Source organism: Streptomyces albidochromogenes, assembly GCF_005981925.1.
GTDB lineage: Bacteria > Actinomycetota > Actinomycetes > Streptomycetales > Streptomycetaceae > Streptomyces > Streptomyces albidochromogenes.
This window is the reverse complement of the sequence record NZ_VBVX01000088.1, coordinates 1-22,253: the sequence shown is the minus strand read 5'-3', so window position 1 is coordinate 22,253 and position 22,253 is coordinate 1. Positions and strand designations below refer to the sequence as shown.

General features: G+C 70.1%; 21 protein-coding genes and 1 pseudogene. 9 read left to right on the top strand and 13 right to left on the bottom strand.

Translation table 11 applies throughout. The annotated features are described in order from the left end of the window. The coding region (locus E2E34_RS14275) for a DUF7847 domain-containing protein (RefSeq protein ID WP_208765239.1) at positions 1-997 on the top strand (997 nt) is incomplete at its 5' end. Positions 998-1,112: 115 nt separating this feature from the next. Here E2E34_RS14275 and E2E34_RS14270 read toward each other — a convergent pair. From E2E34_RS14270 to E2E34_RS14235, 8 genes are read right to left on the bottom strand one after another with little or no spacing between them, the layout of a single operon-like run. Next, positions 1,113-1,466: a metal-sulfur cluster assembly factor gene (locus tag E2E34_RS14270; protein ID WP_138902283.1), complete on the bottom strand. Its 354-nt coding sequence runs from the start codon at positions 1,464-1,466 to the stop codon at positions 1,113-1,115. Next, complete coding sequence (sufU, locus tag E2E34_RS14265) at positions 1,463-1,927, bottom strand: Fe-S cluster assembly sulfur transfer protein SufU (RefSeq protein ID WP_138902282.1); 465 nt, start codon at positions 1,925-1,927, stop codon at positions 1,463-1,465. Before sufU ends, E2E34_RS14270 begins: the two co-directional genes overlap by 4 nt. A 12-nt stretch (positions 1,928-1,939) precedes the next feature. Continuing rightward, entirely contained in the window at positions 1,940-3,196 is a 1,257-nt protein-coding gene (locus tag E2E34_RS14260) for a cysteine desulfurase (RefSeq protein WP_138902281.1), read from the bottom strand. Continuing rightward, the gene (gene sufC, locus E2E34_RS14255) at positions 3,193-3,957 is read right to left on the bottom strand and encodes a Fe-S cluster assembly ATPase SufC (protein WP_138902280.1); all 765 of its coding nucleotides are present in this window, start codon (positions 3,955-3,957) and stop codon (positions 3,193-3,195) included. Before sufC ends, E2E34_RS14260 begins: the two co-directional genes overlap by 4 nt. A gap of 7 nt (positions 3,958-3,964) precedes the next feature. Next, on the bottom strand, positions 3,965-4,282 hold the full coding sequence (locus E2E34_RS14250) for a bifunctional 3-phenylpropionate/cinnamic acid dioxygenase ferredoxin subunit (RefSeq protein ID WP_028813879.1): 318 nt from the start codon (positions 4,280-4,282) through the stop codon (positions 3,965-3,967). After that, on the bottom strand, positions 4,282-5,460 hold the full coding sequence (gene sufD, locus E2E34_RS14245; protein WP_138902279.1) for a Fe-S cluster assembly protein SufD: 1,179 nt from the start codon (positions 5,458-5,460) through the stop codon (positions 4,282-4,284). Before sufD ends, E2E34_RS14250 begins: the two co-directional genes overlap by 1 nt. Before the next feature lie 58 nt (positions 5,461-5,518). Then, positions 5,519-6,940 carry a Fe-S cluster assembly protein SufB gene (sufB, locus tag E2E34_RS14240; protein ID WP_138902278.1) on the bottom strand — a complete coding sequence of 474 codons (1,422 nt, stop codon included), beginning with the start codon at positions 6,938-6,940 and terminating at the stop codon, positions 5,519-5,521. After that, complete coding sequence (locus tag E2E34_RS14235) at positions 6,937-7,659, bottom strand: helix-turn-helix transcriptional regulator (RefSeq protein ID WP_386719803.1); 723 nt, start codon at positions 7,657-7,659, stop codon at positions 6,937-6,939. The genes sufB and E2E34_RS14235 overlap by 4 nt, the downstream gene beginning before the upstream one ends. A gap of 271 nt (positions 7,660-7,930) precedes the next feature. Between E2E34_RS14235 and E2E34_RS14230 the strand changes: the two genes are divergently transcribed. Genes E2E34_RS14230 through E2E34_RS14220 form a run of 3 tightly spaced genes read left to right on the top strand, consistent with a single transcriptional unit; the run spans position 7,931 to position 10,660 of the window. Then, positions 7,931-8,866, top strand: coding sequence for an ABC transporter ATP-binding protein (locus tag E2E34_RS14230; RefSeq protein ID WP_138902276.1), 936 nt, complete (start codon positions 7,931-7,933; stop codon positions 8,864-8,866). Next, positions 8,863-9,630 (top strand): ABC transporter permease, encoded by a 768-nt coding sequence (locus tag E2E34_RS14225; protein ID WP_138902275.1) that lies wholly within the window; start codon positions 8,863-8,865, stop codon positions 9,628-9,630. The genes E2E34_RS14230 and E2E34_RS14225 overlap by 4 nt, the downstream gene beginning before the upstream one ends. 55 nt (positions 9,631-9,685) lie before the next feature. Then, on the top strand, positions 9,686-10,660 hold the full coding sequence (locus E2E34_RS14220; protein WP_138902274.1) for a COX15/CtaA family protein: 975 nt from the start codon (positions 9,686-9,688) through the stop codon (positions 10,658-10,660). Here the strand turns inward: E2E34_RS14220 and E2E34_RS14215 are convergent. The 3 genes from E2E34_RS14215 to E2E34_RS14205 form a co-directional block, all read right to left on the bottom strand. Further along, on the bottom strand, positions 10,637-11,773 hold the full coding sequence (locus tag E2E34_RS14215; protein WP_138902273.1) for an amidohydrolase family protein: 1,137 nt from the start codon (positions 11,771-11,773) through the stop codon (positions 10,637-10,639). The two genes, E2E34_RS14220 and E2E34_RS14215, sit on opposite strands and share 24 nt — an antisense overlap. 64 nt (positions 11,774-11,837) lie before the next feature. Next, on the bottom strand, positions 11,838-12,197 hold the full coding sequence (locus tag E2E34_RS14210; protein ID WP_138902272.1) for a hypothetical protein: 360 nt from the start codon (positions 12,195-12,197) through the stop codon (positions 11,838-11,840). Positions 12,198-12,245: 48 nt separating this feature from the next. Then, positions 12,246-13,193, bottom strand: a complete 948-nt coding sequence (locus E2E34_RS14205; protein WP_138902271.1) for a heme o synthase — start codon at positions 13,191-13,193, stop codon at positions 12,246-12,248. A gap of 334 nt (positions 13,194-13,527) precedes the next feature. Here E2E34_RS14205 and tkt point away from each other — a divergent pair, with 334 nt between their 5' ends. Genes tkt through pgl form a run of 5 tightly spaced genes read left to right on the top strand, consistent with a single transcriptional unit; the run spans position 13,528 to position 20,074 of the window. Continuing rightward, positions 13,528-15,597, top strand: a complete 2,070-nt coding sequence (gene tkt, locus E2E34_RS14200; protein ID WP_138902270.1) for a transketolase — start codon at positions 13,528-13,530, stop codon at positions 15,595-15,597. Between the two features lie 36 nt (positions 15,598-15,633). Further along, complete coding sequence (gene tal, locus E2E34_RS14195; protein ID WP_138902269.1) at positions 15,634-16,752, top strand: transaldolase; 1,119 nt, start codon at positions 15,634-15,636, stop codon at positions 16,750-16,752. A gap of 3 nt (positions 16,753-16,755) precedes the next feature. Further along, positions 16,756-18,279: a glucose-6-phosphate dehydrogenase gene (zwf, locus tag E2E34_RS14190; RefSeq protein WP_138902268.1), complete on the top strand. Its 1,524-nt coding sequence runs from the start codon at positions 16,756-16,758 to the stop codon at positions 18,277-18,279. Then, positions 18,276-19,295: a glucose-6-phosphate dehydrogenase assembly protein OpcA gene (opcA, locus tag E2E34_RS14185; RefSeq protein ID WP_138902267.1), complete on the top strand. Its 1,020-nt coding sequence runs from the start codon at positions 18,276-18,278 to the stop codon at positions 19,293-19,295. The genes zwf and opcA overlap by 4 nt, the downstream gene beginning before the upstream one ends. Beyond that, the gene (gene pgl, locus E2E34_RS14180) at positions 19,292-20,074 is read left to right on the top strand and encodes a 6-phosphogluconolactonase (RefSeq protein WP_138902266.1); all 783 of its coding nucleotides are present in this window, start codon (positions 19,292-19,294) and stop codon (positions 20,072-20,074) included. The genes opcA and pgl overlap by 4 nt, the downstream gene beginning before the upstream one ends. A 15-nt stretch (positions 20,075-20,089) precedes the next feature. Here pgl and E2E34_RS14175 read toward each other — a convergent pair. Then, positions 20,090-20,944: pseudogene (locus tag E2E34_RS14175) on the bottom strand (carbohydrate ABC transporter permease); the annotation flags it as partial. Further along, on the bottom strand, positions 20,941-22,253 hold a 1,313-nt coding region (locus tag E2E34_RS14170), incomplete at its 5' end, for an ABC transporter permease subunit (protein WP_439333681.1). The gene E2E34_RS14170 and the pseudogene E2E34_RS14175, both read right to left, overlap by 4 nt.

Here is a 22,253-nt window from a genome sequence, read left to right as displayed (position 1 = left end):
TGCGCCACTTTCACTCCGTTGCGTTCCAGGCCCTGACCGGGCGGTACACCGTATCGGGTGGCTGTCGCCCGACGGAACGCAGTTTGCGGGCGCGCGGCCGCCCGGCGGGCGGGGCACCGGCGGCGCGCTCCTGGTGACGCTGGCGGCTCTCGCGGTCGCCTACTCCGCGACCGGCGACACCCTGGACCGGGCCATCGAGAGCGACGCGTACGACGACTCGTTCACCGCCGACGACGCGGTCCCCCTGATCGTCGCGTTCGTCGCGGTGTGCCTCGTCGCCGTACTGGCCATGGTGGTGGCCAACGCGGCCATCATGGCCGCCTGCCCCGCCGTCCTCCAGGACGCGGTGCTCGGCCGCCGTACGACGCTCGGCGCGGTGTGGCGGCGCGCCTGGGCCCGGGTGCCCGCCGTGATCGGCGCGATGCTGCTGCCCTGGCTCGTCGCGACCCTCGTCATGGGCATCTTCGTGGGCAGCTACGTCCTGCTGATCGTCTCGTTCGTGACGGACGAGACGTCCGTGGCCTGGGCCGTGGGCGGATTCGTCCTGATGCTGGCGTGCATACCCGTGGCGGTCTGGGTGTGGGTGCTGTTCAGCCTGGCCCCGGCGGCCGTGGTCTTCGAGTCCCAGCGGCCCGTCGCCGCGCTGCGCCGCTCGGCCGCGCTGGTGAAGGGCTCCTGGTGGCGGATCTTCGGCATCAGCATGCTGGCGTGGCTCATCGCCATGGTCGCGGGGTACATCGTGCAGTTCCCGCTCACCATCATCGGCATGATGACGAGCATGCCCGGCATGGCTTCGACGGGGTCCGATCCCGGCGTCGCCGAGGCGCTCGCCTCGATGGCCGGCTACCTCGTGTTCGTCATGCTCGGCAGCATCATCAGCCAGATCATCGCCACCACCTACCCCCAGGTGGTGACCGGTCTGCTCTACGTCGACCAGCGCATCCGCAAGGAGAACCTGGCCCCGGTCCTCGCCGAGGCGGCGGCCGCCCCGCACTGACACCCGGCGCGGCGCGAAGACTCCGGGCACCCGAGACGGCGAGGGGCCCCCGGCACACCGCCGGGGGCCCCTCGCCGTACCGCTCCTCGGATCTCCGGGAGACGCGCTGCCTGTCTCAGACGTTGAAGCCGAGCGCGCGCAGCTGCTCGCGGCCGTCGTCCGTGATCTTGTCCGGGCCCCACGGCGGCATCCAGACCCAGTTGATCTTGAGCTCGTTGACGATGCCCTCGGTCGCCGACTTCGCCTGGTCCTCGATGACGTCGGTCAGCGGGCAGGCCGCGGACGTCAGCGTCATGTCGAGCGTGGCGATGTTCGCGTCGTCGATGTGGATGCCGTAGATGAGGCCCAGGTTGACGACGTCGATGCCCAGCTCGGGGTCGACCACGTCGTACAGGGCCTCGCGGACCTCCTCCTCGGAGGCGGGCTTGGTCGTGACGCTCTCGGTCGGTGTCGCTGCGTTGTCGCTCATGCGGTCTTCCTCTCGGCGCCGTCGCCCAGTGCCTGGGCCGTCGCGTCCTTCCATGCCATCCAGCTCAGCAGGGCACACTTCACCCGAGCCGGGTACTTCGAGACACCGGCGAACGCGACCGCGTCCTCCAGCACCTCCTCCATCGCGTCGTCCGGCTCGATCTGGCCCTTGGACTGCATCAGCTCCAGGAAGGTCGCCTGGATCTTCTGCGCCTCGGCCAGCTCCTTGCCGACCAGCAGATCGTTCAGCACGGAGGCGCTGGCCTGGCTGATCGAACAGCCCTGGCCCTCGTACGAGACGTCGGCGACGGTCGCGCCGTCGTACTTCACGCGAAGCGTGATCTCGTCGCCGCACGTCGGGTTGACGTGGTGCACCTCGGCGTCGCCGTCCCGCAAGCCCCGCCCGTGCGGGTGCTTGTAGTGATCCAGGATGACTTCCTGGTACATCGAATCAAGCTTCACGATCCCCAGCCCTTAACCGAAGAAGTTCCGGACGTGCTCCAGGCCCTCGACCAGGGCGTCGACCTCGGCCGGCGTGGAGTACAGATAGAACGACGCTCGCGTGGTCGCAGGAATTCCGTACCGCAGGCAGACGGGCCGCGCGCAGTGGTGTCCGACCCGGACCGCGATGCCCAGCTCGTCGAGAACCTGGCCCACGTCGTGCGGGTGGATGTCGCCGAGCGTGAACGAGATCGTCGCGCCGCGGTCCTCGGCCGTCGTCGGGCCGATGATCCGCAGGCCCTCGACCTCCGAGAGGCGCTTGACGGCGTACTCGGTGATCGCGTGCTCGTGCGCGGCGATCTTGTCCATGCCGATCGCGGTGAGGTAGTCCACGGCCGCGCCGAGGCCGACGGCCTGGGCGATCGGGGGCGTACCGGCCTCGAACTTGTGCGGAGCGGGAGCGTACGTCGACGAGCTCATCGACACGGTCTCGATCATCTCGCCGCCGCCGAGGAACGGCGGAAGGTCCTCCAGCAGCTCCTGGCGTCCCCACAGCACGCCGATGCCGGTCGGGCCGACCATCTTGTGCCCGGTGAAGGCCACGAAGTCGGCCTGGAGCGCCTGTACGTCGAGCACCATGTGCGGCGCCGCCTGCGAGGCGTCGATGCACACCAGCGCGCCGACCTCCTGCGCGCGGCGGATGATCGTGTCGACCGGGTTGATCGTGCCCATGATGTTCGAGACCAGCGTGAAGGAGACGATCTTCGTCTTCTCGGTGATGATCTCGTCGATGTTCGACAGGTCGAGGCGGCCGTCGTCGGTGATGCCGAACCACTTCAGCTTCGCGCCGGTGCGCTGTGAGAGCAGCTGCCACGGGACGATGTTGGAGTGGTGCTCCATCTCCGTGATGACGATCTCGGTCTCGGCGTCCACGCGGTAGGGCTCGTCGGCCCAGCCCAGCATGTTCGCCACGAGGTTGAGCGACTCGGAGGCGTTCTTCGTGAAGATGACCTCGTCGCGGCTCGGCGCGTTGATGAAGGCGGCGACCTTGTCGCGGGCGCCCTCGTACAGCGCCGTGGCCTCCTCGGCGAGCACGTGAACGCCGCGGTGGACGTTGGCGTTGCTCTGCTCGTAGTACGCGTTCAGCGCGTCGAGGACCTGGCGCGGCTTCTGCGAAGTCGCCGCGTTGTCCAGGTAAACGATCTTCTTCCCGTCGTGGATCACACGATCCAGCAGGGGGAAGTCCTTGCGGATCGCCTCGGTGTCGAGAAGGCCCGGCAGCTGTGTCACGCGGTTACGCCACCCTTCGTGTACTCCTCGTAGCCCTCGGCCTCGAGCTTGTCGGCGAGCTCCGGGCCGCCGGACGCGACGATCTTGCCCTTGGCGAAGACGTGCACGAAGTCCGGCTTGATGTAGCGCAGGATGCGCGTGTAGTGCGTGATCAGCAGCGTGCCGACCTCGCCGCTCGCGTGGACGCGGTTGACGCCCTCGGAGACCTGGCGAAGGGCGTCGACGTCGAGGCCGGAGTCCGTCTCGTCGAGGATCGCGATCTTCGGCTGCAGGAGCTCCAGCTGGAGGATCTCGTGGCGCTTCTTCTCACCGCCGGAGAAGCCCTCGTTGACGTTGCGCTCGGCGAAGGCCGGGTCCATCTGGAGCTGCTCCATCGCGGACTTGACCTCCTTCACCCAGGTGCGCAGCTTGGGGGCCTCGCCGCGGATCGCCGTCGCCGACGTACGCAGGAAGTTGGAGACCGATACGCCGGGGACCTCGACCGGGTACTGCATGGCGAGGAACATGCCGGCGCGGGCACGCTCGTCGACGGACATCTCCAGGACGTCCTCGCCGTCAAGGGTGACGGTGCCGCTGGTGATCGTGTACTTCGGGTGACCGGCGATCGAGTACGCGAGGGTGGACTTGCCGGAGCCGTTGGGGCCCATGATGGCGTGGGTCTCGCCCTGCTTCACGGTCAGATCGACGCCCTTGAGGATCTCCTTGGTGGAGTTGTCGGCCTCGACGGAAACGTGCAGGTCGCGGATTTCAAGCGTTGCCATGGGTGTCTCAGGACTCCTGTGTGACGGAGACGAGCACATCGTCCCCTTCGATCTTGACGGGGTATACGGGGACGGGGCGCGTCGCGGGAAGGCCGGAAGGCTTGCCGGTGCGGAGGTCGAAGCTCGATCCGTGCAGCCAGCACTCGATCATGCAGTCCTCCACCTCGCCCTCCGAGAGGGAGACGTTCGCGTGCGAGCAGATGTCGTTGATCGCGTACACCTCGCCCTCGGTGCGGACGACGGACACCGGTGTGCCGTCGAGCTCCACCCGTTTCGGGGTGTCGTCCTCCAGCTCACTCAGCGCACAGGCTTTGACGAAGGCCATCAGACGGACGCCTCCAGCTCCGCGTCGATCTTGGCGAGGAGGCGCTCTTCGACGTCGGGCAGACCGATCTGCTGGACGAGCTCCGCGAAGAAGCCGCGGACGACCAGGCGGCGGGCCTCTTCGGCCCGGATACCGCGCGACATGAGGTAGAAGAGCTGCTCGTCGTCGAAGCGGCCGGTGGCCGAGGCGTGGCCGGCGCCGGCGATCTCACCGGTCTCGATCTCCAGGTTGGGCACCGAGTCGACCCGCGCGCCGTCCGTGAGGACCAGGTTGCGGTTCATCTCGTACGTGTCCGTGCCCTCGGCGGCGGCCTGGATCAGCACGTCGCCGATCCACACGGCGTGCGCGCCGTCGCCCTGGAGCGCGCCCTTGTAGGCGACGTTCGACTTGCAGTGCGGGGTGTTGTGGTCGACCAGGAGGCGGTGCTCCTGGTGCTGGCCCGCGTCGGTGAAGTACAGGCCGAAGAGCTCGGCCTCGCCGCCGGTGCCGGCGTACTGCACCTGCGGGTTGAGACGTACGAGATCGCCCCCGAACGTCACCACGACCGACTTGAACGAGGCGTCGCGCCCGATCCGCGCGTTGTGCTGCGAGACGTGCACGGCCGTGTCGTCCCAGTCCTGCACGGACACGACGGTCAGCTTCGCGCCGTCGCCGACGACGAAGTCGACGTTGGCGGCGAGCACGGCGTCACCGGTGTGGTCGATGACGACGACAGCCTCGGCGAAGGCGCCCAGCTCGACGACCTGGTGGCCGTAGGCCGTGCCGCCCTCGCCGTGGACGGCGATGCGGATGGGCTCGGTGAGGACGGCTTCCTTGGGCACCGAGACGACCGAGGCCTTCTCGAAGGAGCTGTACGCCTGGGCGGCGACCCGGTCCACCGGGGTGCCGGCCCTGCCGAGCCGCGCGTCCGTGCGGTCCACCGTCTCGACGGTGACGCCCTCGGGGGCGGTCACCTCGACGGTGAGGACGCCGCCGGCCTCGGCGGTGCCGTCGTGCAGCCCGCGCAGGCGCTCCAGCGGCGTGAACCGCCACTCCTCCTCGCGGCCGTGCGGCACGGGGAAGTCCGCCACGTCGAAGGACGGCGGGGCGCTCATGCGCGTGGCGACGGTGGAATCGGCGGCCACCGCGATCGTGCCGGCGGTGGTGGAACCCACCGGGATGTTCTGAGCCTCAGCCATGGCTGTCGTAGTGCTCTCTCTCTGGGTCGAAAGTCAGTCGCTGCGGGGGTACGGGGCCTTAGCCGACCGAACCCTCCATCTGCAGCTCGATCAGCCGGTTGAGCTCCAGCGCGTACTCCATCGGCAGCTCCTTGGCGATCGGCTCGACGAAGCCGCGGACGATCATCGCCATGGCCTCGAACTCGGTCATGCCGCGGCTCATCAGGTAGAAGAGCTGGTCCTCGGAGACCTTGGAGACGGTCGCCTCGTGGCCCATGGACACGTCGTCCTCGCGCACGTCCACGTACGGGTACGTGTCGGAGCGGGAGATCGTGTCGACGAGCAGCGCGTCGCACAGGACGTTGGACTTCGAGCCCGGTGCGCCCTCGCCGATCTCGACGAGACCGCGGTAGGAGGTGCGGCCGCCGCCTCGCGCCACCGACTTGGAGACGATGTTGGAGGAGGTGTTCGGCGCCATGTGGACCATCTTGGAGCCGGCGTCCTGGTGCTGGCCCTCGCCCGCGAAGGCGATCGACAGGGTCTCGCCCTTGGCGTGCTCGCCCATCAGGTAGACGGCCGGGTACTTCATCGTCACCTTGGAGCCGATGTTGCCGTCGACCCACTCCATGGTCGCGCCCTCGTACGCCACGGCGCGCTTGGTGACCAGGTTGTAGACGTTGTTCGACCAGTTCTGGATGGTCGTGTAGCGGCAGCGGCCGCCCTTCTTGACGATGATCTCCACGACGGCGCTGTGCAGCGAGTCGGAGGAGTAGATCGGGGCGGTGCAGCCCTCGACGTAGTGGACGTACGCGTCCTCGTCGACGATGATCAGCGTCCGCTCGAACTGGCCCATGTTCTCCGTGTTGATGCGGAAGTAGGCCTGGAGCGGGATGTCGACGTGCACACCCTTGGGTACGTAGATGAACGAGCCGCCGGACCACACGGCCGAGTTCAGCGAGGCGAACTTGTTGTCGCCGACCGGGATGACCGTGCCGAAGTACTCCTGGAAGAGCTCCGGGTGCTCCTTCAGCGCGGTGTCGGTGTCGAGGAAGATGACGCCCTGCTCCTCCAGATCCTCGCGGATCTGGTGGTAGACGACCTCGGACTCGTACTGGGCCGCGACACCGGCCACCAGGCGCTGCTTCTCCGCCTCGGGGATGCCGAGCTTGTCGTACGTGTTCTTGATGTCCTCGGGCAGGTCCTCCCAGGACTCCGCCTGCTTCTCCGTGGAGCGCACGAAGTACTTGATGTTGTCGAAGTCGATGCCCGACAGGTCGGAGCCCCAGGTGGGCATGGGCTTCTTGCCGAACAGCTTGAGGCCCTTGAGCCGCAGCTTCAGCATCCACTCGGGCTCGTTCTTCTTCGCCGAGATGTCGCGTACGACGTCCTCGGAGAGACCGCGCTTGGCCGCGGCGCCGGCCGCGTCGGAGTCGGCCCAGCCGAATTCGTACGTACCCAGGCCCTCGAGTTCGGGGTGGGCAGTCTCCGTGGGGAGAGTCATGCGGGGTTCCTCCCGGCCGTACTTGCAGATGCTGAATGGGTGTTCTTGGGGACAAACGTCGTGCATACGCCGTCGCCGTGGGCGATGGTCGCCAGCCGCTGCACATGGGTTCCGAGCAGTTCGGAGAAGAACTCGGTCTCCGCCTCGCACAGCTGCGGGTACTGCTCGGCGACGTGGGCGACTGGGCAGTGGTGCTGGCAGAGCTGCTCTCCGACCGGTGCGTTTCGCGCCGTGGCAGCGTACCCGTCGGCCGACAAGGCCCTGGCAAGCGCCTCGGTGCGGTCCTCGGGATCGGCGGCCTCGACCGCCGCGCGGTACGCCCCTGCCTGGGCGGCGAACCGTGCGCGGGCGAACGCGGCGACGGCCGCCTCGCCCTTCTCGCCGCCACCGGCCGCCTGAGCGATCCAGTGCAGGGCGTCGGCGGCGAGCTGGTCGTAGGACTGGTCGAAGGCGTCCCGGCCGCAGTCGGTGAGCGCGAAGACCTTGGCGGGCCTGCCCCGGGTCCTGGTGCCGTACACGCGCTGCTCGCGGGGCTCGACGACGTTCTCGGCGACGAGCGAGTCGAGGTGGCGGCGGACGGCGGCCTGGGTGAGCCCGAGGCGCTTCGCGAGATCGGCGGCGGTGGACGGGCCGTGGTCCAGGACGGACCGCGCGATCCGGTTGCGCGTCGAGCGCTCACCGGTCGCGAGCTCCTCCTGGGGAGGCTCAGTCGAACTCACACCGTATTTCACAACGCCATTGTTGCGTAATTCCCGAGAGCGTGACAACCCGCGTCCTGATCAAGGTCCGGTGGGCTGCATCACTTAGGTATACCTAATCTGACCTGCGGAAATGATCAAACGGGCGCCCGCGGACGCCGTGCGCCCGGCTCGGGACCGGGCGTGGACAGAACGGATGTTCCGGTCACTCCGACCAGGTTGACCAGCGGCTTTCCCGCCTTGACCGGAGCCCCCGGACGCCACCCCCGGGGCCCTCTCTAGACTTCCCGGCATGAGAAGCGAGACCGTCCAGGTCGCCGTCCAGATCGCAGGACTGGTCAAGCGGTACGGATCCAAGACCGCCGTCGACGGGCTCGACCTGTTGGTCCGCCCGGGCGTGGTCACCGCCGTTCTCGGCCCGAACGGGGCCGGCAAGACCACCACGATCGAGACGTGCGAGGGCTACCGCAGGCCGGACTCCGGGACCGTCCGCGTCCTCGGCCTCGACCCGGTCGCCGACGCGGCCGAGCTGCGCCCCCGGATCGGCGTGATGCTCCAGTCCGGCGGCGTCTACTCGGGGGCCCGGGCCGACGAGATGCTGCGCCACGTGGCGAAGCTGCACGCCCACCCGCTGGACGTCGACACGCTGATCGAGCGCCTCGGCCTCGGGAGCTGCGGCCGTACGACGTACCGGCGGCTCTCCGGCGGACAGCAGCAGCGGCTCGCGCTGGCGATGGCCGTGGTGGGCCGCCCCGAGCTGGTGTTCCTGGACGAGCCGACCGCCGGCCTCGACCCGCAGGCCCGCCGGTCCACCTGGGAACTCGTACGCGAACTCCGCGCGGACGGCGTCAGCGTCGTCCTGACCACCCACTTCATGGACGAGGCCGAGCAGCTCGCGGACGACGTCGCCATCATCGACAACGGCAGGGTGATCGCCCAGGGCAGCCCCGAGGAGCTGTGCCGCGGCGGAGCCGAGAACACCCTGCGCTTCACCGGGCGCCCCGGCCTCGACATCGCGTCCCTGCTCAAGGCGCTTCCCGTGGACACCCTGGCGGCCGAGCTGACGCCGGGCACCTACCGCATCACCGGCAAGGTCGACCCGCAGTTGCTGGCCACCGTCACCTCCTGGTGCGCGCAGCACGGCGTGATGCCGGACGGCATCTCCGTCGAGCGGCACTCCCTGGAGGACGTCTTTCTCGAGCTGACCGGTAAGGACCTCCGCTCATGAGCATCGGCACGTACACCCCGCGCCCCGGAGCGGCCCCGCTGCCCCGGATGATCGCGGCGCAGACCGTCCTCGAGACGAAGATGCTGCTGCGCAACGGCGAGCAGCTGCTGCTCACGGTGGTCATCCCGGCGCTGCTGCTGGTGCTCTTCTCCTCCGTCGACATCATCGACACCGGCGCCGGTCCGGCCGTCGACTTCCTGGCCCCCGGCGTCCTGGCGCTCGCCGTGATGTCGACCGCCTTCACCGGGCAGGCCATCGCGACGGGCTTCGAGCGCCGGTACGGCGTCCTGAAGCTGCTCGGCACCTCTCCGCTGCCCCGCTGGGCCCTGATGACGGCCAAGACCCTGTCCGTGCTCGTCACCGAGGTGCTGCAGGTCGTCCTGCTGACGGCGATCGCGTTCGGTCTCGGCTGGTCCCCGCAGGGCAGCCCGTTCGCCGTGCTCCTCCTCCTGGTGCTCGGCACGGCGGCCTTCTCCGGACTCGGCCTGCTGATGGCCGGCACGCTCAGGGCGGAGGCGACGCTGGCCGCCGCGAACCTCGTCTTCCTGCTGCTCCTGGTGGGCGGTGGCGTGATCGTGCCGCTCGACGAGTTCCCGGACGCGGTGCGCTCGCTCCTCGGGCTGCTGCCGATCGCGGCCCTGTCGGACGGCCTGCGGGACGTGCTCCAGCAGGGTGCGGCGATGCCCTGGGGCGATCTCGGCGTCCTGGCCGCGTGGGCGGCACTGGGTCTGGGCGCGGCCGCCCGTTTCTTCCGGTGGGAGTAAGGAACGCCCCGTTTCGGGACCCCCTCGTGAATTCCCGCACAAGCCCCGTCCTACGATGGTTCCCGTGTTGACCCCCCTCGCCCTCATCGCGCGGCGCTGGACGCCCACCCCCCGTACGCTCCGGCGCGCCGCGCTCTCCGCCGTCGTGATGACCGTCTTCATCATCGTCACCGGCGGAGCGGTGCGCCTGACCGGATCCGGCCTCGGCTGCGACACCTGGCCCAAGTGCACCGACGAAAGCCTCTTCGCGACGCCCGAGCAGGGCCTGCACGGCGCGATCGAGTTCGGCAACCGCATGCTGACCTACGTCCTGTCGGCGGCGGTGGGCTGGGCGATCATCGCCGCGCGGTCCACGAAGCCGTGGCGGCGCGGTCTCACCCGCCTCGCCTGGGTCCAGTTCTGGATCGTGATGGGCAACGCCGTCCTCGGCGGCATCACGGTCTGGGCGGGCCTGAACCCGTGGACCGTCGCCGGTCACTTCCTCCTCGCCAACGCCCTGCTCACGGTCGCCGTGATCACCTGGCAGCGCACCCGCGAGGGCGACACCGCGCCCCGCCCGCGCGTCCCGCGCCCCGTCCGCAAGCTGTCCTGGGGGCTGCTCGTCACCTCGGCCCTGGTGATCGCCCTGGGTACGACCGTGACCGGCTCGGGCAAGCACGCCGGTGACAGCAGCGACGTACCGCGCATGCCGTGGGACTGGGCCGACGCGGCCCACCTGCACGCCGCGGCCGCCTGGGTGGTCTGCGCGCTCGCCGTCGCCATGTGGCTGGTGCTGCGCGTGGTGGACGCCCCGGACGACACCCGGGCGCGCGCCCGCGACCTGCTGATCGTGCTGCTCGCTCAGGGCGGCATCGGGTACGTGCAGTTCTTCACCGGAGTGCCCGAGATCCTGGTCGGGGCCCACATGCTCGGCTCGTCGCTGATGTGGGTCGCGGTGCTGCGCCTGGCGCTGAGCCTGCGCGAGCGTCCGCTGGAAACGCCGCCGGCGCTGCCCGTCCAGCCCGGCTCAGCGGTGTCCGCCGCCGTCTGAGGGGTCCTCGGGCAGTCCGTAGACGCGGCGGGCGTTGCCCGCCGCGACCATGGCGGCGACCCGCTCGGCGTCCACCCGCGACCAGGCGCCGTCGCCGACCCAGCCGCCGAGCACCCGGCCCAGCGCCTCCCGGAACAGCCGCGCTCCCACGACGTGCAGCTCGGGCAGGCCGCGCGCGCCGCTGGAGAAGAGCAGCTTCCCGAAGGGCGCGAGCTCCAGGATCTCCGCGAGCACGGCCGCCGCCCGCGCCCCCGTGTGCGCGAGCGCGGGGCCGAGGTCGGCGTACACGTGCGGGAAGACGCTCGCCAGATGCGCGGCGTGCCGGTGGTACGGATAGCCGTGCAGCAGCACCAGGTCCGTGCCGAGGCCCGCGGTCGCCGCGGCGAAGTCGGTGAGCAGCGCCGGGTCCGTCCGGTCGATGCGCTGACCGGGGCCGGCCGTCCCCGCCTGGAGTTGCAGCGGCAGCCCGGAGGCCACGGCGACCCACAGCAGGTGCCGCAGCACCACGGGATCGGTGAGCGCGGCGCCGGCCCGCCGCCCGGCCAGCCAGCGCCCCACCGCGCCGCGCACCTCGCCGGGCCCCGGCGGGTGCGACGCGAGGGCGAGTCCGTGCCGTACGCCGGCCACCGAGGTGAACGCCACGGCGGAGCCCGCCGCGCTGTGGACGGCCTCGGCGAGGTTGGCGAGGAAGCCTTCGACGGTGCCCGAGGTGTCGGCGACCTGCTCGGCGAGGAGTTCCAGGCGCACGATCTCACGGGCCTGGGCATCGCCCGCGGCGGCGATCTCGACGGGCCCGGTGAGGTCGCCGGGCAGGCCGGTGTCCACCAGATAGGTGGAGATGCCGCTGCCCCGCAGCAGCCTCCTGCCGGTCTCCAGCACGCCGAGTTCCCTGCGGCGGGCGAGGTAGCGCGCCGGCGGGCAGTGCGGTTCGAGGCCGAGCAGCGGCGGGCACCAGCGGCGGACCGCGAAGCCGGTCTGGGTGTCGAAGAACGTGGTGCCGGACGCGGGGGGCGCGGGGGTCCTGCCGAGGTAGGTCTCGAAGGTGCCGAGGCCCAGCTCCGTACGGAGCACTCCGTGGCAGTACTGGTCCACCAGGGAAGGCGTTTCGATCATCCGGGGCTCCTGTGGTGGACGTGCTTCCACAGGTTCTAACGGGTGACCCCCGCGTCAGGTGTTGCTAGGCGGACGGCTGAGCACTCCGGGCCGGTGCGTCGGCCGGGCCGTTGGACGGGCCGCCGACCTGGATCCCGGCCATCCGGGTCCACTCGTACGGGCCCGTGCGCACCTTGGCGGCGAAGTCGCCGTCGAAGGACTCGTGCAGGGTGATCCCGGCCTTCTCCGCGGCGCCCCGCGCGACCTCGTGGGTCGGGGCGACGAGGTCGCCCCAGCCGCCGTCCTCGCCGACGAGCACGATCCGGGTGCCCATCTGGCCGATGTAGGCGAGCTGCCCCTCGGCGCCGCCGTGCTGCTTGGCGAAGGCGGTGATCTCCTTGGCGAGCTTCGCCACCTTGCGCTCTGCCTGCTTCGTGTCTGCCATGACGCCGATGCTACCGACGGGTAGCCCAGCGGTCCACAGCCGGACGGCCTACCGCAGGAAGGGGTCCACCGCCACCGCGACGAACAGCAGCGAGACGTAGGTGATGGACCAGTGGAACAGCCGCATCTCCTTGAGCTTGCCGCCGGTGATGCCGGACTTCGCGCGGGCCTGGAGCCCGTGCGCCTCCTTGAGCCACCAGCCGCCGGCCACCAGGGCGACGGAGGTGTAGAACCAGCCGGTGTAGCCCATGGGGGTCAGCAGCAGCGAGACGCCGACCATCACCCAGCTGTACGCGACGATCTGGCGGGCCACGACCTTGTTGGAGGCGACGACGGGGAGCATCGGAACGCCCACCCGCGCGTAGTCGTCCTTCACCTTCATCGACAGCGGCCAGTAGTGCGGCGGCGTCCAGAAGAAGATGACCATGAACAGCACGACGGCGGCCCAGGACATCGAGTTCGTGACGGCGGACCAGCCGATGAGGACCGGCAGGCAGCCCGCGATGCCGCCCCAGACGATGTTCTGCGCGGTGCGCCGCTTGAGGATCATCGTGTAGACGACGACGTAGAACAGGAGCGCGCCGAGCGACAGGGCGGCGGACAGCCAGTTGACGAGCAGTCCGAACCAGAGCGTGGAGATCACGGCCAGGCCGATGCCGAAGACGAGGCATTCCGCCGGGCTCACCATGCCGGTGACCAGTGGACGCTGCGACGTGCGGTCCATCAGCGCGTCGATGTCGCGGTCGATGTACATGTTCAGCGCGTTGGCGCCGCCGGCCGACAGGTAGCCGCCGAGGCAGGTCACCAGCACCAGCCACAGGTCGGGCACACCCTGCTCGGCCAGGAACATCACCGGGACGGTGGTGATCAGCAGCAGTTCGATGATCCGAGGCTTGGTCAGTGCCACGAACGCTTTGACCCGGGCTCCGAACGGCCGATGGCCCCCCGGGCTGGGAGTCAAGGCGACCCCTGCGGGTCGGGACTCGACGGCCGTCACGCACACCCCTGACAGAGAAATCCAGCAAGCTCCGGGCGTGAAGGCCCGGTAAAGACTTGCGCGTACCACGCCACTCTAGACGTTGCCCGGACACCGATCTCCGCCGGGGTCGGCTCGTGTTGAGTACCGCCGGGGGCGGGCCCGTACATACAAGGTGAACTCCGGGAGGCGAAGTCTCCCACCCGCCCGCAGGCTCGCCCGTGTCCGCTTTTGTCCGAGGCCGTCCAAGCCTCGGACTCGAAGAAACGCGTGTTCTCGCGGGGGTAGGCTCGACTACGCCCGGTGCGCTACCAGTCGCCGGGATTCGACATGTGGAGAGGAGCCCTGACTCAGGGTGAGCACCAAGCCGACCACCACAGATCTCGAGTGGACCGAATTGGACCAGCGGGCTGTCGATACCGTCCGCGTCCTGGCCATGGATTCCGTACAGAAGGTCGGCAACGGCCACCCTGGTACGGCCATGAGCCTCGCCCCGGCCGCGTATGTGCTGTTCCAGAAGCTGATGCGGCACGACCCCAGTGACGCGAACTGGACCGGCCGCGACCGTTTCGTCCTCTCACCCGGTCACTCCAGCCTGACGCTCTACATCCAGCTCTACATGGCCGGCTACGGCCTGGAGCTGGACGACCTGAAGGCGTTCCGCACCTGGGGCAGCCTGACGCCGGGTCACCCCGAGCACGGGCACACGACCGGCGTGGAGACCACCACGGGCCCGCTGGGCCAGGGCATCGCCAATGCCGTGGGCATGGCGATGGCCGCCCGCTACGAGCGCGGTCTGTTCGACCCGGAGGCCGCCGAGGGCGCCTCCCCGTTCGACCACACCATCTGGGCGATCGTCTCCGACGGCGACCTGGAGGAGGGCATCTCGGCCGAGGCGTCCTCGCTCGCGGGCCACCAGAAGCTCGGCAGCATCGTCGCCCTGTACGACGACAACCACATCTCGATCGAGGGCGACACCGAGACCGCCTTCTCCGAGGACGTGCTCAAGCGGTACGAGGCGTACGGCTGGCACGTGCAGCGCGTCGAGCAGAACGCCAACGGCGACTTCGACGTCAAGGCCCTGTACGCGGCCCTGAAGGCGGCGCAGGACGAGACCGAGCGCCCGTCGATCATCGCGGCGCGCACGATCATCGCCTGGCCCGCCCCGAACGCCCAGGGCACCGAGGCCTCGCACGGCTCGGCGCTGGGCGAGGAGGAGATCGCGGCCACCAAGCGCGTGCTGGGCTTCGACCCCGAGCAGCACTTCCAGGTCGACGACGACGTCTTCGCGCACGTCCGCAAGGCCGCCGAGCGCGGCCGCGAGGCGCACGCCGCCTGGGACAAGCAGTTCCAGGAGTGGCGCAACGCCAACGCCGAGCGCGCCGCCACGTTCGACCGCATCGCCGCGGGCGAGCTGCCCGAGGGCTGGGAGAAGTCGCTCCCCGTCTTCGAGCCCGGCAAGGCCGTCGCGACCCGTGCCGCCTCCGGCAAGGTCCTCCAGGCGCTCGGCGCGGTCATCCCCGAGCTGTGGGGCGGCTCCGCCGACCTCGCCGGCTCCAACAACACGACGATCGACAAGACGTCGTCGTTCCTGCCCGTCGGCAACCCGCTGCCCGAGGCGAACCCGTACGGACGCACGGTCCACTTCGGCATCCGCGAGCACGCCATGGGCTCGACGATGAACGGCATCGCGCTGCACGGCAACACCCGCATCTACGGCGGCACCTTCCTGGTGTTCTCCGACTACATGCGCCCCGCCGTCCGCCTCGCCGCGCTGATGAAGCTGCCCGTGACGTACGTCTGGACGCACGACTCCATCGGCCTGGGCGAGGACGGCCCGACGCACCAGCCGGTCGAGCACATGGCCGCGCTGCGCGCCATCCCCGGCCTGAACATGGTCCGCCCGGCCGACGCCAACGAGACGGCGATCGCCTGGCGCGAGATCCTCCGCCGCCACGACGCTCCGCACGGCCTGGCGCTGACCCGCCAGGGTGTGCCGACGTACGAGGCGAACGAGGACGCCGCGCGCGGCGGTTACGTCCTGTTCGAGGCCGAGGGCGGCCAGCCGCAGGTCGTGCTGATCGGCACCGGCTCCGAGGTCCAGCTCGCCGTCGAGGCGCGCGAGCAGCTCCAGGCGGCCGGAATTCCGACCCGTGTGGTGTCGATGCCCTCGATCGAGTGGTTCGAGGAGCAGGACCAGGGGTACCGCGACAGCGTGCTGCCGCCGTCCGTCAAGGCCCGTGTCGCGGTCGAGGCGGGCATTGCCCTGACCTGGTACCGGTACGTCGGCGAGGCCGGCCGCATCGTCTCGCTGGAGCACTTCGGCGCTTCCGCGGACGCCAAGGTGCTCTTCCGGGAGTTCGGCTTCACCGCGGACGCGGTGACGGCCGCCGCCCGGGAATCCCTGGCTGCCGCAGCGCGCTGACGCCGGTATATACGACAAGTAGGAGATGCAACTCTCATGACAGACGCACTCAAGCGCCTCTCCGACGAAGGCGTCGCGATCTGGCTTGACGACCTTTCGCGCCAGCGGATCACGTCCGGCAACCTCGCCGAGCTGATCGACCAGCAGCACGTCGTGGGCGTCACGACCAACCCTTCGATCTTCCAGAAGGCGATCTCCGAGGGCCACGGTTACGACCAGCAGCTCGGCGACCTCGCCGCCCGCGAGGTCACGGTCGAAGAAGCCATCCGCATGATCACGACGGCTGACGTGAGGGACGCCGCCGACATCCTGCGGCCGGTGTTCGACGCGACCGGCGGCCAGGACGGCCGGGTGTCGATCGAGGTCGACCCCCGCCTGGCGCACAACACCCGGGCGACCACGGCCGAGGCCAGGCAGCTCGCCTGGCTGGTGGACCGCCCGAACACCCTGATCAAGATCCCGGCCACCAGGGCGGGCATCCCGGCGATCACCGAGACCATCGGTCTGGGCATCAGCGTCAACGTGACGCTGATCTTCTCGCTGGAGCGCTACCGCGAGGTCATGGACGCCTACCTGGCCGGTCTGGAGAAGGCGAAGGCCGCGGGCCTGGACCTTTCGAAGATCCACTCGGTGGCGTCGTTCTTCGTGTCCCGTGTGGACAGCGAGATCGACAAGCGTCTCGACGGCATCGGCACGGACGAGGCCAAGGCCCTCAAGGGCAAGGCCGCGCTGGCCAACGCCCGGCTGGCGTACCAGGCGTACGAAGAGGTCTTCAGCAGCGACCGCTGGGCCGCTCTGGACAAGGCCAACGCCAACAAGCAGCGTCCGCTGTGGGCCTCGACCGGCGTCAAGGACCCGGCGTACAAGGACACCCTGTACGTCGAGGACCTGGTCGCCCCCGGCACGGTGAACACCATGCCCGAGGCGACCCTGGAGGCCACCGGCGACCACGGGCGGATCTCGGGCAACACGATCGCCGGCACGTACGAGCAGGCGCGCGCCGAGCTCGACGCCGTCGAGAAGCTCGGCATCAGCTACGACGACGTGGTGCAGCTGCTCGAGGACGAGGGCGTCGACAAGTTCGAGGCGTCCTGGAACGACCTGCTCAAGTCGACCGAGGCGGAGCTCAAGCGCCTCGCCCCTTCGGAGGGCTAAACATTGTCCAGCAGCAATCCGCTGCGTGACGCTCAGGACCGGCGGCTCCCGCGTATCGCGGGGCCGTCGGGCCTGGTCATCTTTGGCGTCACGGGCGATTTGTCACGTAAAAAGTTGATGCCTGCCGTCTACGACCTGGCCAATCGCGGCCTGCTGCCGCCGGGCTTCTCGCTCATCGGCTTCGCCCGCCGCGACTGGGAGAACGAGGACTTCGCCCAGGTCGTCCACGACGCCGTCAAGGAGCACGCCCGTACCCCCTTCCGCGAGGAGGTCTGGCAGCAGCTCATCCAGGGCATGCGGTTCGTCCAGGGAAACTTCGACGACGACAACGCCTTCGAGACGCTGAAGTCGACGATCGCGGAACTCGACAAGGCCCAGGGCACCGGCGGCAACTTCGCCTTCTACCTGTCCGTGCCGCCGAAGTTCTTCCCCCAGGTCGTCCAGCAGCTCAAGAAGCACGGACTGGCCGACCAGAAGGAGGATTCCTGGCGCCGGGCCGTCATCGAGAAGCCCTTCGGGCACGACCTCGCCTCCGCGCAGGAGCTCAACCGGATCGTCCACGAGGTCTTCCCGGCCAACGAGGTCTTCCGGATCGACCACTACCTGGGCAAGGAGACGGTCCAGAACATCATGGCGCTGCGGTTCGCCAACCAGATGTTCGAGCCGCTCTGGAACCGGTCGTACGTCGACCACGTGCAGATCACCATGGCCGAGGACATCGGCATCGGCGGCCGCGCCGGCTACTACGACGGCATTGGCGCCGCCCGTGACGTCATCCAGAACCACCTGCTCCAGCTCCTCGCGCTGACCGCCATGGAGGAGCCCGCCTCCTTCGAGGCCGACGCGCTGGTGGCCGAGAAGACCAAGGTGCTCGGCGCGGTCAAGCTGCCGAAGGACCTGGGCCGCGAGACGGTGCGCGGGCAGTACGCCGCCGGCTGGCAGGGCGGCGAGAAGGCCGTCGGCTACCTCCAGGAAGAGGGCATCGACCCCAAGTCGAAGACCGACACCTACGCCGCGGTCAAGCTGGAGATCGACAACCGCCGCTGGGCCGGCGTCCCGTTCTACCTGCGTACGGGCAAGCGCCTCGGCCGCCGCGTCACCGAGATCGCGGTCGTCTTCCAGCGCGCTCCGCACTCCCCCTTCGACCACACGGCCACCGAGGAGCTCGGGCAGAACGCCCTGGTCATCCGCGTCCAGCCGGACGAGGGCGTCACGGTCCGGTTCGGCTCGAAGGTGCCGGGGACCGCGATGGAGGTGCGGGACGTGTCGATGGACTTCGCGTACGGCGAGTCCTTCACCGAGTCCAGCCCCGAGGCGTACGAGCGCCTGATCCTGGACGTGCTGCTCGGCGACGCCAACCTCTTCCCGCGTCTGGAGGAGGTCGAGCAGTCCTGGCGGATCCTCGACCCGATCGAGGAGTACTGGGACAAGCACGGCAAGCCCGCGCAGTACCAGGCCGGTACCTGGGGCCCGGTCGAGGCGGACGAAATGCTCGCACGAGACGGACGGAGCTGGCGTCGGCCATGAAAATCGACCTGACGGACACCACGTCCAGCAAGATCAACAAGGCTCTGGTCCAAGGCCGCCGCGCCATCGGCACACCGGCCGTGGGCATGGTCCTGACGCTGGTCATCGTCACCGACGAGGAGAACGCGTACGACGCGCTCAAGGCGGCCAACGAGGCCTCCCGCGAGCACCCCTCGCGCACCCTCGTCGTCATCAAGCGGGTCTCGCGCTCGCCCCGGGACCGCGCCAAGGCGCGTCTCGACGCCGAGGTGCGGGTGGGCACGGCGGCGGGCACCGGCGAGACGGTCGTCCTGCGGCTGTACGGCGAGGTCATCGACCACGCCCAGTCGGTGGTGCTGCCGCTGCTGCTGCCCGACGCGCCGGTCGTGGTGTGGTGGGCGGCCAACGCGCCGCTGGACCCGGCGAACGACCCGCTCGGCGCGCTCGCCCAGCGCCGCGTCACGGACACGTACGCGGCCGAGCGGCCCGTCGAGGAGCTGACGGCGCGCGCCGAGGCGTACACGCCGGGCGACACCGACCTGTCGTGGACGCGCATCACGCCGTGGCGCTCGATGCTCGCGGCCGCGCTGGACCAGGTGGAGTGCGAGGTCACCTCGGTCGAGGTGGAGGGCGAGGGGTACAACCCCAGCGTCGAGCTGCTCGGCATGTGGCTCGCCGACCGGCTCGGCGTACCGGTGAAGCGTTCCGTGTCGTCCGGCCCCGGTCTGACCGGCGTGACGATGGAGACGAACTGCGGGCCGATCACGCTCGGCCGTTCGGACGGTTCGCTGGCGTCCCTGTCCATCGAGGGGCAGCCGGACCGCGCGGTGGCACTCAAGCGGCGGGACACCGCCGAGCTGATCGCCGAGGAGCTGCGCAGGCTCGACCCGGACGACACGTACGCGTCGGCGCTGAGGTACGGCGTCGACCGGCTCGGTGAGCAGAGCGCCAAGGAGCCGGCGGCGGACAAGTCGGCGGGCGCTCCGGCGAAGAAGACCGCTTCCGGCTCCGCGGCCAAGAAGGCGGCGTCGAAGTGAGCACACCGCAGCTCGTCGTCCACCACGACAAGGAGCTGATGGCACAGGCCGCGGCGGCCCGGCTGATCACGAAGGTCGTGGACGCGCAGGCCACGCGCGGCTCGGCCTCGGTCGTCCTGACCGGCGGGCGCAACGGCAACGGTCTGCTGGCCGCGCTGGCCTCGTCGCCGGCGCGGGACGCGGTCGACTGGTCGCGGCTCGACCTGTGGTGGGGCGACGAGCGCTTCCTGCCCGAGGGTGACCCGGAGCGCAACGTCACCCAGGCCCGCGAGGCACTGCTGGACGCGGTGCCGCTGGACCCGGCGCGGGTGCACGCCATGCCCGCGTCGGACGGGAGGTTCGGCGACGACGCGGACGCGGCGGCGGCCGGGTACGCCGCCGAGCTGGCCTCGGCCGCCGGGTCCCAGGAGCACGGTCCGGTGCCGACGTTCGACGTGCTGATGCTGGGCGTCGGTCCCGACACCCACGTCGCGTCGCTGTTCCCGGAGCTGCCGGCGGTCCGCGAGACGGAGCGCACGGTGGTGGGCGTGCACGGCGCGCCCAAGCCCCCGCCCACCCGCATCACCCTCACGCTGACCGCGATCCGCGCGGCGCGCGAGGTGTGGCTGCTGGCGGCGGGCGAGGACAAGGCGAAGGCCGCGGCCCTCGCGCTGTCCGGCGCCGGGGAGATCCAGGCCCCGGCGGCGGGCGCGTACGGCCGTCGCCGCACGCTGTGGCTGCTGGACGACGCGGCGGCCTCCGAGCTGCCGCGCGAGCTCTACCGCCCGGCCATCGCCTGACGGGGAGCCACGGCCCATGACGCCCTGCACGAAGTGCCGCTGGAAGGCGAAGAAGACCGCCACCGGCACGACGAGCGAGAGGAACGCGCCGGGCGCCAGCACGTCGATGTTGCTGCCGAACTGCCGTATCTGGGACTGGAGCGCCACCGTGAGCGGCTGCGAGGCGCTGTCCGCGAAGAGGAGGGCGACCAGCATGTCGTTCCAGACCCACAGGAACTGGAAGATGGCGAGGCTGGCGAGGGCGGGGCGGCCCACGGGCAGGACCAGTTGGACGAAGATGCGCCACTCGCTGCCGCCGTCCATCCGCGCCGCCTCCAGCATCTCGCGCGGGATCTCGGCGAAGTAGTTGCGCAGCAGGAAGATGGCGAACGGCAGCCCGTACGCGACGTGGAACAGCACGACGCCGGGGATGGTGCCGAAGAGCCCGAGCTGCCCGAACAGCTTGGCCACGGGCAGCAGTCCGACCTGCACGGGCACCACGAGCAGCGCCACCACCACCAGGAACAGCGCGTCCCGGCCCGGGAACTCCAGCCAGGCGAAGGCGTACGCGGCGAGCGCCGAGAGTACGACGACCAGCGTGGTGGCGGGCACCGAGATGAGCACGGTGTTCCAGAACGCCTGAGTGATGCCCGTGTCGGCCAGCAGCGTGCTGTAGTTGTCGAACGACAGCTGTCCCGGTTCGGCCAGCGCGGTCCACCAGCCGCTGCCCGCGTTGTCCCGCTCGGAGCGGAGCGAGGACAGGAAGAGCCCGGCCAGCGGGGTGATCCAGATCAGTCCCACGATCACCAGCACGGCCTGCACCACTCCGCTGCTCAGTGCGCGGGTCAGCCGCGCGGACCGGGCCCGGCGCGGGTCGGTGGAGGTGGTCATGACTGACTCCTGCGGAAGCGGCGGACGTTGAAGAGCATGGCGGGCACCACCAGCACCAGCAGGAGCACCCCGAGCGCGCTGCCGAGCCCCTGGTCCTGGCCGCCGCCGAAGGACACCAGCCACATCTGGGTGGCCAGTACGGTGGCCTCCTCCTGCACCGGGCCGGGCGCGATGATGTAGACGAGGTCGAAGACCTTCATCACGTTGATCACCAGCGTCACGAAGACCACGGTCAGCACCGGGGCGAGCAGCGGCACCGTGATCCTGCGGAAGATCTGCCACTCGTTCGCCCCGTCCATCCGGGCCGCCTCCAGGGTCTCCCGGGGCAGGGCGGAGAGCCCGGCGCCGATGAGCACCATCGCGAAGCCGGTCCAGATCCACAGGTACGCGCCGATGACGGCCGGGGTGACGAGGGCGGGTCCGAGCCAGGAGACGCCCTCGTACGGCGGGGCGAAGTTCCCCGCGGGCAGCCGCAGTTCGTAGGAGCCGGCGTCGAGGCCCGCGAGGCGGAAGGAGCCGTCGGCCCCGGTGGTCGCCCGGGCTGCCACCTCGCCGTCGCGCACCGCTTCGACGGCCATCTGCGGCAGTCCGCTCTCCTTCGCGTCGACCGTGCCCTGTTCGCCGCCCCCGCCGGGGGTGAAGTCCAGGTAGACGACGCCGCGCAGCTCGTCCGGTGCGGCTTCGGCGCTCGCCGCGCCCCGGGCGGGCGCGGCCCCCGCCGGCAGTTCGTCCGGCCGTACGCCGACGAGCGGGAGGTTCACGGTGCGCCCGGGGCGCGCCGCCTGCGTCGTACGGAACGAGCCGTCCCCGGCCTTCGTGAGACCCTGCCCGTCGCGGGCGCGGGCGGTGGGGTAGGAGGAGGTGTCCTGGAAGGTGCCGTGGACGCCGACCGCCACCGCGTTGAGCACGCCGCGGTCGGGGTCCTCCTCGTACGCGAGCCGGAAGATGATGCCGGCGGCGAGGAAGGAGACCGCCATCGGCAGGAAGAGCAGCAGCTTGAAGGCGGTCGCCCAGCGGACCTTCTCGGTGAGTACGGCGAGGATCAGCCCGAGGCCGGTCAGCAGGGTGGGGGCGACGACCACCCAGATGGTGCTGTTGCGGATGGCCTTGAGCGTGGCCGGGTCGCGGAACATCTCGGTGTAGTTGTCGCCGCCGACGAAGCGGGTGCCGGTGGCGTCGAAGAAGCTGCGCCCGACGGAGAACAGCATCGGGTAGACGACCAGTACGCCGAGCAGCAGCAGGGCGGGAAGGGCGAACACCACGGCCACGAACCAGCGGCGGCGGGTGGCCCGCCGCTGGGGCTGTCTGT

Excerpts from the sequence above, each read along its gene's own strand:
- sufD (WP_138902279.1), bottom strand. The coding sequence starts at position 5,460 with ATGGCTGAGGCTCAGAACATCCCGGTGGGTTCCACCACCGCCGGCACG.
- E2E34_RS14215 (WP_138902273.1), bottom strand. The coding sequence starts at position 11,773 with ATGATCGAAACGCCTTCCCTGGTGGACCAGTACTGCCACGGAGTGCTC.
- E2E34_RS14230 (WP_138902276.1), top strand. The coding sequence starts at position 7,931 with ATGAGAAGCGAGACCGTCCAGGTCGCCGTCCAGATCGCAGGACTGGTC.
- E2E34_RS14270 (WP_138902283.1), bottom strand. The coding sequence starts at position 1,466 with ATGAGCGACAACGCAGCGACACCGACCGAGAGCGTCACGACCAAGCCC.
- sufB (WP_138902278.1), bottom strand. The coding sequence starts at position 6,940 with ATGACTCTCCCCACGGAGACTGCCCACCCCGAACTCGAGGGCCTGGGT.
- E2E34_RS14210 (WP_138902272.1), bottom strand. The coding sequence starts at position 12,197 with ATGGCAGACACGAAGCAGGCAGAGCGCAAGGTGGCGAAGCTCGCCAAG.
- opcA (WP_138902267.1), top strand. The coding sequence starts at position 18,276 with ATGAAAATCGACCTGACGGACACCACGTCCAGCAAGATCAACAAGGCT.
- tal (WP_138902269.1), top strand. The coding sequence starts at position 15,634 with ATGACAGACGCACTCAAGCGCCTCTCCGACGAAGGCGTCGCGATCTGG.
- E2E34_RS14250 (WP_028813879.1), bottom strand. The coding sequence starts at position 4,282 with ATGGCCTTCGTCAAAGCCTGTGCGCTGAGTGAGCTGGAGGACGACACC.
- E2E34_RS14225 (WP_138902275.1), top strand. The coding sequence starts at position 8,863 with ATGAGCATCGGCACGTACACCCCGCGCCCCGGAGCGGCCCCGCTGCCC.
- E2E34_RS14220 (WP_138902274.1), top strand. The coding sequence starts at position 9,686 with ATGGTTCCCGTGTTGACCCCCCTCGCCCTCATCGCGCGGCGCTGGACG.
- sufC (WP_138902280.1), bottom strand. The coding sequence starts at position 3,957 with ATGGCAACGCTTGAAATCCGCGACCTGCACGTTTCCGTCGAGGCCGAC.